An 11,375-nucleotide genomic window follows, 5' to 3' on the forward strand; every position below is an offset into this window, starting at 1 on the left:
TGCCATGCGGCGTGCCCTGCTTCACGCAATGATGCTCGTGGCGGCACTGCTCGCCGCGCCACTGCATGCCGCCCAGGCCAGTGATGACCAGCAGCGCTTCGAAGCTGCTCTTCAATTGGGCCCGTCGCCCAGCGTGCGCTACCTGGATGCCGCCGGCCGCCCATTGAGCTACACCGCGTTCGCCCAGCAACTGGGCGAGGGCAAGAACTACAGCAGCACGCGCGACAGCCAGGCCGGCACCGCGGTGCTGCGCATTGCCGGCCCTGCGCCGGGTCATCGCAACATCCGCATGGCCTTCGGATGCGGCGACGTGTTTCCGCCCTTCGAATTACCCACCATCCAGGGCAACACGCAACGCCTCAGCGCCTTGCGCGGCCGCTACACACTGGTCAGCTTTTTCTTCGCCGAATGCGCCCCCTGCATCGCCGAGGTGCCGACGCTCAACGCCTACGCGCGCCAGCACGGCGACATGAACTTCATCGCGATCACCTATGAAGACGCCGCCACCGCCCGCCAGTTTGCGACGAGCCGCGGCCTCAGCTGGCCGGTGCTGCACGACGGCCAGGCGCTGATCGATGTGCTGGGCATCAGCATCTATCCCACCCTGATGCTGATCGATCCTTCCGGCCGCGTCGCCGGCGCCGCGGTAGGCACCGCGATGCACGACGACCCGGCCAAGCGACTGGCCGAGCTCACCGGCTGGATCGAGCTGTGGCGGCAATCGGGCACGGGCTCGGGTTCGCTGTAGCAACCCGGCGCTGGCTCAATAAGGGGCAGGTTCGATCAGCGCATGCTCGGCCGTGCACTGCGGCCCGGCGTTTGATGGCGCAACCCTGCGGTAATCGGCCAGCTCCGCGCGCGCGGCGGCCAGTTGTGACTGGAACGCGCCAGACGCATGCAGCACCGCCACCACCGCCGCGCCGTTCATGGCGCCAGCCTCGATGGCGCTGAGATTGTGCACGCCACACACCACGCGGCTGTCGGCAAAAGCTCGCGCGCGCAGCAGCAGGTCGGTGGCGCGATCCGGCGCCAGCTCGGTCAGCACCAGGCCCACCGCCCAGCCACGCGTGGCATGGCCGGAGGGGTAGTCGAAGCTGCGCGCCAGCGGCGAGGCCGACTGGCAGGTGGCGCCGGGATCGATCAGGAACGGCCGCTGGCGCTGGTTGGCCTGCTTGGCCGGCCCGGTGGACGCATCGGCGGTACGGCTGGTCTGGTCGATCAGGGCCGCCAGCTGCGGCAGCCGGGTGGCATCGAGCGGCACGCCCATGGCGCAACTGAAATCCGCCATCAGCTTGGGCGTGGCGTAGTCCACGTCCTGCTGGGCCAGCGCCCAGCGCGGCGTGCCCTCCAACGGGCGGGTGGCGCGGAACACTTGCCGATCGGCCTCGTAACGCGCGGAACCGGGCTTGGGTGCGGCTGGCAGCAGCACCGCGGTCTGCAGGTCGGCAATCGGTGCCGCAGCTGCCGAAACAGGCGCCTTGGGCGAGGTCTGCACCGGCGTGCAACCCACCGCCAATGCCAGCACCAGCAACGGCATCCGCTGTAACGATCGAGCAGAAACAGGTTTCACCGGCGCTCTCCCTTGGTGTCCGAGGTCACGGGGCCGCCCATGCCGGTTGGTGCATTGCATGAGGCGGAGGGGCTGCCACACATGATATAGATCAAGCCAGCGCCGGGCTTGTCCGGCGTCCCAGGGGTGGGAGCAAGCACGATGACGTCCGTCGCCGCCTTGGCCGGCCATCCAATGGATGATGCCACGGGTTCGCCGCCTGGCGCCGACCCGCGCTATACCGTGGCCGATATCCCGCCCAACATACTGGTGCACCTGACCCAGCTGGCGCTGGCCCGCGGCATCCCCTGCGACGGCTGGTTTGCCGGTACCGGCCTGCAGCGCGACCAGCTGAACGACCCGACCCTGCGCATTTCCTACCGGCAGGCCCACATGGTGATCCGCCGCGCCTTGCAGGCCACTGGTGAAGCCGGCCTGGGGCTGGCGGTGGGCCAGATCCAGACCTTGGGCAGCTTTGGCCTGCTAGGCCTGGCGATGATGACTTCGCCGACCTTCGGCGATGCCATGAGCGTCGGCATTGCCCATCACCGCGTCAGCGGCAGCCTGCTCGACGTGAGTTTCGAGGTGCTCGGCGCGCGCGAAGTGGCCTTGGCCGCGTGGCCGCGCTTCAACGACGCACTGCTGCTGCCCTTCCTGTGCGAGGAACTGTTCGCCAGTTCGCTGGCCATCGCGCGGCAGCTGCTGGGCGCGGCGTTTCGTCCCTCGCGGCTGGAAGTGACCTACGCGCGACCGGCCAATGCCCAGGCCTATGCCGATCATTTCCAGTGCGAGCTGGTGTTCGGCGCGCGCTTCAACCGGGTCGTGCTGGACGTGCAATGGCTGGCGCAGCCGCTGACCACGCATAACCCATTCACCGCGCAGCAGGCGCTGGCGCTGTGCACGCAGCAATACGACGCCAACGGCATGCGGCAGGAGATCGTGGCCTCCGTCGAGCGCCTGCTGCGCAGCCACCTGCGCCAGCAGCCCAGGCTGCCGGATGTCGCGCGCATGCTCAACATGAGCGAACGCTCGCTGCGACGGCGCCTGTCCGAAAGCGGGCGGATCTTTCGCGAGATCCACGACCGCGTGCGGGCCGAGCGGGCGCTGGAATTGCTCCACGGCGGCGCCCTGAGCGTGGCCGAGATCGGCCTGGAGATCGGCTTCAGCGACCCGCGCGAATTCCGCCGCGCCTTTAAGCGCTGGACCGGCATGCCGCCGCGCAACGCACGCCAGCACGCGGCCTGAGCCCCCGGCGTTCGGCAAACTGGCCGATTTGCCCCCCTTCGTCGCTGCTGCGCCCCTCCCCGCCGCCGTGGTATTCCGTGACAGTGAATCGTCATGCAGACAGCCGGACTGGGGAGTAAGGCGACCATGCGCAAGACCGTTCTGACCATCATCGTTCCGTTGCTGCTGGCCGCCTGCGGCCACGAGGCGCCACCGGCGCAGAGCAGCACCGATGCCTCGTTCGAGGCCAAGCTCCAGCAGCAGCTGCTGGATGCCAAGCCCGGCAGCGTTATCGAGATTCCGGCCGGCCACTACCACCTGCAACGCGGCCTGAGCCTGCGCACCGATGGCGTCACCATCAAGGGTGCCGGCATGGACCAGACCGTGCTGTCGTTCAAGGGACAGGTGGTCGGCCCCGAGGGCCTGCTGGTGAACGCCAACGATTTCACCATCGAGAACCTCGCCCTGGAGGACACCAAGGGCGACGCGCTGAAGATCAACCAGGGCAGGAACATCACCATCCGCGGCGTGCGGGTGGAATGGACCGGCGGCCCCAAGACCACCAACGGCGCCTACGGCCTGTATCCGGTGAAGACGCAGAACGTGCTGGTGGAGGACTCGGTGGTGATCGGCGCCTCGGACGCCGGCATCTACGTGGGCCAGTCCAACAACATCGTGGTGCGGCATAACCGCGCCGAATACAACGTGGCCGGCATCGAGATCGAGAACTCGGTGAACGCCGACGTCTACGAAAACACCGCCACCCACAACACCGGCGGCATCCTGGTGTTCAACATGCCCAACCTGTCGCAGGCAGGCCACAGCTCGCGCGTGTTCAAGAACAAGGTGTTCGACAACAACACCGACAACTTCGCCGCCAAGGGCGCGGCGGTGGCCAGCGTGCCGCGCGGCTCGGGCGTGGTGGTGAACTCCAACGACAAGGTGGAGATCTTCGACAACGACATTGCCGACAACAAGACGGCCAACGTCATCATCTCCAGCTACTTCTCCACCAACTACTACAACACCAAGGGCGTGGCGGCGGACTACAACCCCTATCCCAAGGGCATCTTCATCTACGACAACCGCTTCAAGGGCGGCGGCGATTCGCCCGACGGCCTCAAGCTGAAGACGCTCAAGACGGCGGTCTACGGATTGAACGGCAAGTTCCCGGACATCCTGTGGGACGGCTATGTGGACGAGAAGACCCTGGTGAACGGCCTGCCGCCGGCCGGCGACCGCTTCTGCATCCAGAACGGCGAGGTGGGCGTGATCAACGCCGATGGCCCGCACGACTACAAGAACCCCAGCACCGATACCAAGCCTTACCAGTGCACGCTGCCGAAATTGCCGCCGGTGGTACTCGATCCGCAACCCAAGGCCTGAGGTGGCATCGTCGATGAAGTTCTGCCTGCGTTTTTTGCTGCTGGCTTACCTGCTGCTGGTCAGTGCCTGCCAGCGCAATCTCGATCCGGTGGCCTTCCAGGCCGATGGCAGGCCACCGAAGCTCAGTGACTGGCACGTGGTGGAAGTGCGTGGCGGCAAGCTGGTGCTCAACCAGGGCGTGGTGCCCTACGACCTCAACACGCCGCTGTTCACCGACTACGCGCACAAGCTGCGTACGATCTGGATGCCCAAGGGCACCTCGGCCAAGTACGACCCGAACGATACCTTCGACTTCCCGGTCGGCACCATCATCAGCAAGACCTTCTACTACCCGCGTGCCGCCAGCGGAAAGTTCACCGACGTGGCGCGCACGTACGACAGCTCGCGCGACTTCGCCGGCGAAGGCCTGGACCTGGCCAACGTGCACCTGGTGGAAACGCGCATCCTGGTGCGTCGCGAGTCGGGCTGGGCGGCGATTCCCTATGTGTGGAAGGATGACCAGAGCGATGCCGAACTGGCGCGCACCGGTGCGGTGATCCCGTTGACGCTGGTGTCCGATGGCGATGCCCGCGAGGACTTCAACTACGTGGTGCCCGACGAAAGCCAGTGCGCCAGCTGCCACGCGCAGGACTGGGTCACCCGCAAGATCCATCCGATCGGCCCCAAGGCACGGCATCTCAATCGCGACTATCGCTACGCGACCGGCGAGGAAAACCAGCTCGAACATCTGATGAAGGTGGGCTATCTCACCGGCGCACCATCACCGGCGCAGGCGCCGCGCAATGCGAACTGGATGGACGATCACGCCTCGCTGGATGCGCGCGCGCGCGCCTACCTGGACATCAACTGCGGTCACTGCCACAACCCCAAGGGTGCGGCCAATACCACCGCGCTCACGCTGGATGTCAGCGCCGCCGAGGACCGCCACCTGGGCATCTGCAAGCCGCCGGTCGCGGCCGGTCGTGGTACCGGCGACCATCTGTTCGACATCGTGCCGGGCGCGCCGGCTGACTCTATCCTGCCGTATCGCATGGAGTCGGCCGACCCTGGCGTGATGATGCCCGAGCTGGGGCGCAGTACGGTGCACCGGGAGGGCGTTGCACTGATCAAGGCCTGGATCGCGGCGCAGTCGGGGGGCTGCGTCGCGATTCATTGATGCACGCGGCACGCCGCGGCCCATAGGTCGCGGCTTTTCATACCGAGGGGAGAAGCTGGTGATGATGATCCGTCAACGTCCGTTGTCCGTGTGCCTGCGCCACCTGCTGCTGGGCGGCACCGCATTGCTGCTGGGCAGCGTGCCCGTCGCCTTTGCCGCCGACCAGACACCCGCTTCACCGCAAGACGCCACCACCACCAACAGCAGCGCCAAGCCGGCCGACCCGGAGAAGGCCAAGTTGCTCGGCAATGTCACGGTCACCGCGCAAAGCCGCAGCCAGGAGGTGCAGTCGGTGCCGATTCCGGTGCAGATCGTCACCGCCAAGCAGATCGACACGCTGGCGGCCACCGACCTGAGCAAGATGGACATCTTCGTGCCGGGACTGGTGATCGACGCCAGCCAGCCGACCCAGCCCACTTACGAACTGCGCGGCATCAGCACCAGCAACTTCGGCATCGGCACCGAGTCGGCGGTAGGCGTGTATGTGGATGGCGTCTACGCGGCGCGCTCGGGCGGTTCGCTGCTGGCGTTCAACGACATCGCGCGCATCGAGGTGCTGAAGGGCCCGCAGGGTACCTTGTTCGGCCGCAATGCCGCCGCGGGCGCCATCTCCATCGTCACCAACGAACCCACCGACACGTTCGAGGGTAAGGCCCGCGTGCGCATCGGCAATGACGGCCGCCGCTACGCCGATGCGCTGCTGAACATCCCCATCAACAAGGACATGGCCCTGCGCATCAGCGTGCTCGACAACCAGAGCAACGGCTGGATCAAGGACCAGGCCAACGGCCAGCACTACGGCAAGGACGATGACTGGGGCACCCGCATGGTGTACCGCTGGAACATCACCGACAACACCCGCGTGCTGCTGTCGTGGGATCACGAAGAGCTCAAGCAACCGCCGGCACCGGCGATCGGCCTGGTACCGCTGACGACCGATACCAACCAGCGCGCACCGTTCCCGCCCGATCCGTCGACCTATCTCAACCCGCTGCATGCGCCGCTTTACAACGACGCCATCGGTGCGCAGGAAAAACGCCGCTTCGACGGCGTCACGCTATCGCTCGACCACTCCTTCGGCTGGGGCGAGCTGGTATCGACCACCGCCTGGCGCGGCTTCGACACCTTCAACCGCGGTGACTACGACGGCACCGACCATGTGGTGACCTATCTGGACACCACCAACATCGAGCACAACAACAGCTGGTACCAGGAGTTCAAGCTGTCGGGCAACAACGACCTGATGGACTGGGTGTCCGGCGTCAGCTACTACCAGGAGCAGGCGCGCCAGACCAGCCAGACCAATATCAACACCAACAGCCTCGATACGCTGATCCAGAACGCGTATGGCCTAGGCACGCCATTGACCGACCTGAGCCAGATGCTGCCCGCGCAGTACAACCTGCTGGGCGATCCCTGGCATGAGGCGATCAGCAACGACGGCAACTTCAAGGCCTATGCCGCATTCGGTGACGTGATCTGGCATCTCAGCGAAAACTTCGATCTCACCACCGGCCTGCGCTACACGCGCGACGAGAAGGAATTCAGCTGGTACAACATGCCGCGCAGCGCGCCGCAGTTCGACGCGACCATCGCGGCGCTCAAGCAGGCGGGCATCTATCAGACGCTGCCGCTCATCGATCAGCTGGTGCTGGGCGCGGTCAGCGGCAACGTGATCTTTCCCAACGCCGTGGGCGTCCCGGTATCGGAAAGCAACACCTGGAACAACTTCAGTCCGCGCACGGTGGCCAGCTACAAATTCACGCCGGACGTGATGGGCTATGTCTCCATCACGCGGGGCTACAAGGCCGGCGGCTACAACAGTGTGCAGGTGGGCTCGCGTTTCGCGCCGGAGACGGTGACCAACTACGAGGGTGGCATCAAGACCCTGTTCCCCGACCAGAACCTGTTGCTCAACGCCTCGGCCTACTACTACCGCTACAACAATATCCAGACGCTGGCGCTCGATCCGAACAGCCCGGCATCCGCGCTGCCCATCTACGTCGTCAACAGCAGCGACCAGGAAGCCAAGGGCCTGGAGCTGGAAGCGCAGTGGCAGCCGATCGACAGCTTGCGCCTGAACTTCATGGGCGCCTATATCGATTCCACCTACCGCAAGGCCATCGCGCCCGATGGCACCGACCTGACCGGACAGCCGACCGGCACGCCTTATCTTTCCGCCGCCGCCTCGCTGACCTATACATGGCATCATGTCGCCAACGGCGACCTGGAGTTCGACCTGTCGCAGGCCTATCGTGGCAAGACGCGCTGCAACTCCGATTCGCAGGCGCAGGGTGAGTGCTACGTGAGCCCCAACTTCCAGATCGGCACCAGCCAGCAGCGTACCGACGCACGCCTGGACTGGCACGCGCCCGGTGACCGCTGGGGTGTGGCACTGTATGGCACCAATGTCTTCAACAAGCGGTACGTCACTGGCGTGAACAACATCAGCACCAGCGTGCTTGGCACGCCGTTCGCCACCATCACGCCGCCCCGCATGTGGGGCGTCGAACTACGCGCGAAATTCTGATCATGGAAAAGCCCAACGCCTCGCTTCACTCCATCCTGCTGCGCCTGCGCGACGCCCAGGCGCGCGATCCCATGCCCGACTGGGATACCCGCGCCACGCGCCTGCGCGCGCTGCAAAGCATGCTCACCGAGCAACGCGGGGCGTTTGCCCAGGCCATCAGCGCCGATTTCGGCCACCGGCCGGTGGAGGAGACCGAGCTGCTGGAGCTCTACCCGAGCCTGTCCAACCTGCGCTATTCGTTGAGTCGCGGCCGGCGCTGGATGCGTCCAAGGCGCGGGCTGGCCAACCTGGTGTTCCTGCCGGCGCGCACCACGCTGATGCCGCAACCGCGCGGCGCGGTGGGCATCATCGTGCCGTGGAATTATCCGCTGTACCTGGCGGTGGGACCGCTGATCGATGCGCTCACCGCCGGCAATCGCGTCATGCTGAAGATGAGCGAGTACACGCCACGCTTCTCGGCCCTGTTCGCCGAGCAGGTGGCGCGTTATTTCAAGCCGGACGAAGTCGTGGTGGTCACCGGCGACGCCGAGGTGGCGCAGGCGTTCTCCGCGCTGCCGTTCGACCATCTGCTGTTCACCGGCTCGACCGCCGTCGGGCACCATGTGATGCGCGCGGCGGCGGCCAACCTCACCCCCGTGACGCTGGAGCTGGGCGGCAAATCGCCCGCGATCATTGGCCCGCGCGCGCGCCTGGACAATGCCGCCGAACGCATCGTATTCGGCAAGCTGATCAACGCCGGACAGACCTGCATCGCGCCCGACTACGTGCTGGTGCCGCGCGAACGGATGGACGAGTTCGTGACGGCCGCACGCGCGACCGCCGCGCGGCTGTATCCCGACCTGGCCACGCAGGGGCAGTACGCCTCGATCGTCTCGGACCGCCAGTACCAGCGCCTGACCAAGCTGCGCGACGATGCGGTGGCGGCCGGCGCCAGGCTCGAACCGCTCAGCAATGCGCAGGACGCGCCCTCGCGGCGACTGCTGCCACCGGCCTTGCTGACCGGGGTGAATGACGACATGCAGGTGATGCAGGACGAGATTTTCGGCCCCCTGCTGCCTGTGCTGCCCTATGACACGCTGGACGCGGCGATTGCCTATGTCGCGTCGCATCCGCAACCGCTGGCGCTGTACCTGTTCGAGCAGGACGGCGCGACCATCGACAAGGTGTTGTCACGCACCCATGCCGGTGGCGTCACCGTCAACGACACCATCTACCACATCGCCCAGCACGGCCTGCCGTTCGGCGGCGTGGGCCCCTCGGGCATCGGCGGCTATCACGGCGAAGCGGGCTTTCGCACGTTCTCGCACTTCAAGCCGGTGTTCCGCCAGTCGCGCCTCAGCGGCGCGGGCATGCTCAACCCGCCGTATGGCTCGCGCTTCCGTCGCATGCTTGGGCTGCTGATGCGGCTGGGTTGATGGGCTTTTCTTCCCTGCGCAAGGGAAACCGGCCGGCATAAAAAAACCTCCCCGCTCGCGCGGGGAGGTTTTTTTCGCAACCGTTCCGGTTCGCGATGTGGCGCGAATCAGAACTTGTACTGTGCCGAGAAGCTCAGCAGGTTGCCGTAGTCGTCCGAGCTGCCGGTGAGCGCATCGCCGGTCGGGCTGAGGGTGTTGATGCGGGCGCTGTTCACGAAGATGTGAGCAAACGACGCATTGAGCACCAGGTGCTCGCTGGCCTTGTAGCCCATGCCCACCGACACGAACTGACGGGTGCCATCGGGCACGCGCGGGTCGCGGGTGGCGGTGGTGGTCGGCGTGGTGTCGAGCGCGATACCGGCACGCAGCGTCACCTTGTCGTTGAGGTAGTAGTCGCCACCGATGGCCACGTACCAGCTGTTACGCCAGTTGAACACTTCGTTGCTCTGCGGCTGCGCCGGGTTGGCGTAGTTCACCGTGAGGTTCTTGAACACGTCCCACTTGGTCCAGGACACGTCCATGCCGAGGCCGAACTTCTCTTCCTGGTGCCAGTAGCTGGCGGTCGCCTCGGCCGGGGTGGTGAACGGCGCGCTGCCCTCGGTGTGCTGGAACGGCGTGCCGCCCAGCAGGGCGCTGGCCACCGGCAGCAGCGCCTGTACGTTGGCAGGTACGGTGAAGTTGGCGGTGCCTTCCAGCGTATGCGAGATCTTCGAACGGTAGTTCAGGGCCAGCTTGTCGTTCGGGGTGATCTTCCAGAACGCGCCAAGCTGCCAGCCGTAGTCCCAGTCGTTGCCCTTGATGGTGGCGATGCCGTCCGAACCCGCCGGCACCAGCGTGTTGGCCAGCGCCGGGCCGACCAGCTGCGACACCACGCCGTTGTAGTTGATGGCGCTGGTCAGCGTCGCCGAGGTCTTCTGCGCGATGCCGCTCAGGCCCAGCGCGAAGTTGTCGGTGACGTTGTAGGACACCGACAGGGTGCCGTCGAGCGACTCGAACTTGGACTTGATGGCGCTATAGCGACCGGCCCAGTTCTGGTCGTACTCGGTCTGGAAGCCGAACGGCACGGTGAAGGCCGCACCCACGTGCCATTTCTCGTTGAGCTGCGTCTCGAAGAAGAACGCCGGGACCGGCATGGTGGTGCCGGCGTTGCCGCCGTTGCCGCCGGTGATGGCGCGACCCTGGGCGTCCGTGGCCGAGCCGCTGAAGGTGGTGCCGAAATTGATGGCGGTGACGTCCGCCTGGAAGTAGGTGCCCTGCAGGTCGCTCATCGCGGCCGGGTTGTTGGCCACCACCGAAACGTCGCCGCCCGCGGTGGTGGAACCGGCATAGGCGCGGCCCATGGCCGCTGCGCTGTCTTCATGCAGCTGGAAAGCACTGGCGTGGGCACGCTGGGGAGCGGCCAAGGCGCCCAGGACGGCCAGGCTCAACGCAGCGAGCGTGAGCGGACGACCCGCGCGTGAAAATTGACGGAAAGACATCTGCATCAGATTTGCTGCTCCTGCTTATAAGTTCTGGCTCGGGTCAATAGCGAGGAGCCTGACGTCCGCCCTATTTTCATACGTGCGTTTGACACCCCGACCCGGCACTGTGCCGGCTCGGTGCAGGCCTTGCAAGTGCAGTTGCAGCAAAGTTTCTCGGGGATGTAGGCGCATTCCTTGGCGTTCGTCGGCGTTGGGCGAAGATGCCTGCATACAACGATGCGCGGGACGATGGCGCCATGGGCTGTTACCCTTGCCACTTGCGCCCACCAGTGCGCCCATCCTCCTGATTTCACGCCGACGGGTGTCGCCATGCACTGTTTTGTCTACGCCAGCCTGCGCAAGCCCGATACCTATCTGTGGCTGAGCCGCCGCGACGACTTCGCCTGCATCCCCGCCTCGCTGGCGCTGATGCTGGGCGAGCTGCGCTTTGCGCTCGAGGTGGAGCTCAGTGGCGAGCGCAAGCTTCCCCAAGAAGATGCCGCGCTGGTGCTGGCGCATCTGCGCGAGCAGGGCTGGCACCTGCAGATGCCACCGCAACAGACGCTGGCGGCCGCCAATCATCCCGCCTACAAGAGCGCGCCGCGCGACCCCGATCGTGACCGCGACCGGTAAAGCAAGCGCCGGGCGTCGCCGT

The 11,375-nt window shown here is 65.9% G+C and carries 9 protein-coding genes; 7 read left to right on the plus strand and 2 right to left on the minus strand.

Translation table 11 applies throughout. The features are described 5' to 3' along the window. Positions 1-4: 4 nt before the first annotated feature. Positions 5-748: a TlpA disulfide reductase family protein gene (locus MJ606_RS04015; protein ID WP_243048108.1), complete on the plus strand. Its 744-nt coding sequence runs from the start codon at positions 5-7 to the stop codon at positions 746-748. Between the two features lie 15 nt (positions 749-763). Here the strand turns inward: MJ606_RS04015 and MJ606_RS18375 are convergent, their stop codons facing one another. Beyond that, the gene (locus MJ606_RS18375; RefSeq protein ID WP_243048109.1) at positions 764-1,570 is read right to left on the minus strand and encodes a phosphatase PAP2 family protein; all 807 of its coding nucleotides are present in this window, start codon (positions 1,568-1,570) and stop codon (positions 764-766) included. A gap of 141 nt (positions 1,571-1,711) precedes the next feature. On the opposite strand from MJ606_RS18375, the gene MJ606_RS04025 reads away from it, so the two are divergent. From MJ606_RS04025 to MJ606_RS04045, 5 genes are all read left to right on the plus strand, one after another. Then, positions 1,712-2,794, plus strand: a complete 1,083-nt coding sequence (locus MJ606_RS04025) for an AraC family transcriptional regulator (RefSeq protein ID WP_243048110.1) — start codon at positions 1,712-1,714, stop codon at positions 2,792-2,794. Between the two features lie 126 nt (positions 2,795-2,920). Beyond that, a complete protein-coding gene (locus MJ606_RS04030; RefSeq protein ID WP_243048111.1) occupies positions 2,921-4,159 on the plus strand; it encodes a parallel beta-helix domain-containing protein in 1,239 nt (412 codons plus the stop codon). 13 nt (positions 4,160-4,172) lie between these two features. Further along, on the plus strand, positions 4,173-5,315 hold the full coding sequence (locus MJ606_RS04035; RefSeq protein WP_243048112.1) for an SO2930 family diheme c-type cytochrome: 1,143 nt from the start codon (positions 4,173-4,175) through the stop codon (positions 5,313-5,315). Between the two features lie 61 nt (positions 5,316-5,376). Beyond that, positions 5,377-7,845, plus strand: a complete 2,469-nt coding sequence (locus MJ606_RS04040) for a TonB-dependent receptor (protein ID WP_243048113.1) — start codon at positions 5,377-5,379, stop codon at positions 7,843-7,845. Positions 7,846-7,847: 2 nt separating this feature from the next. Beyond that, positions 7,848-9,260: a coniferyl aldehyde dehydrogenase gene (locus tag MJ606_RS04045; RefSeq protein ID WP_243048114.1), complete on the plus strand. Its 1,413-nt coding sequence runs from the start codon at positions 7,848-7,850 to the stop codon at positions 9,258-9,260. Positions 9,261-9,367: 107 nt separating this feature from the next. On the opposite strand, the gene MJ606_RS04050 is transcribed toward MJ606_RS04045, so the two are convergent. After that, a complete protein-coding gene (locus MJ606_RS04050) occupies positions 9,368-10,744 on the minus strand; it encodes an outer membrane protein transport protein (RefSeq protein ID WP_243048115.1) in 1,377 nt (458 codons plus the stop codon). 306 nt (positions 10,745-11,050) lie between these two features. On the opposite strand from MJ606_RS04050, the gene MJ606_RS04055 reads away from it, so the two are divergent. Further along, positions 11,051-11,353, plus strand: coding sequence for a YcgL domain-containing protein (locus MJ606_RS04055; protein WP_243048116.1), 303 nt, complete (start codon positions 11,051-11,053; stop codon positions 11,351-11,353). Positions 11,354-11,375 lie beyond the last annotated feature (22 nt).

The sequence above is a fragment of the Dyella sp. RRB7 genome (assembly GCF_022761115.1).
GTDB lineage: Bacteria > Pseudomonadota > Gammaproteobacteria > Xanthomonadales > Rhodanobacteraceae > Dyella.

Coding starts and splice junctions, on each gene's coding strand:
- MJ606_RS04055 (WP_243048116.1), top strand. CDS start 11,051: ATGCACTGTTTTGTCTACGCCAGCCTGCGCAAGCCCGATACCTATCTG.
- MJ606_RS04015 (WP_243048108.1), top strand. CDS start 5: ATGCGGCGTGCCCTGCTTCACGCAATGATGCTCGTGGCGGCACTGCTC.
- MJ606_RS04045 (WP_243048114.1), top strand. CDS start 7,848: ATGGAAAAGCCCAACGCCTCGCTTCACTCCATCCTGCTGCGCCTGCGC.
- MJ606_RS04035 (WP_243048112.1), top strand. CDS start 4,173: ATGAAGTTCTGCCTGCGTTTTTTGCTGCTGGCTTACCTGCTGCTGGTC.
- MJ606_RS04030 (WP_243048111.1), top strand. CDS start 2,921: ATGCGCAAGACCGTTCTGACCATCATCGTTCCGTTGCTGCTGGCCGCC.
- MJ606_RS04040 (WP_243048113.1), top strand. CDS start 5,377: ATGATGATCCGTCAACGTCCGTTGTCCGTGTGCCTGCGCCACCTGCTG.
- MJ606_RS04050 (WP_243048115.1), bottom strand. CDS start 10,744: ATGCAGATGTCTTTCCGTCAATTTTCACGCGCGGGTCGTCCGCTCACG.
- MJ606_RS04025 (WP_243048110.1), top strand. CDS start 1,712: ATGACGTCCGTCGCCGCCTTGGCCGGCCATCCAATGGATGATGCCACG.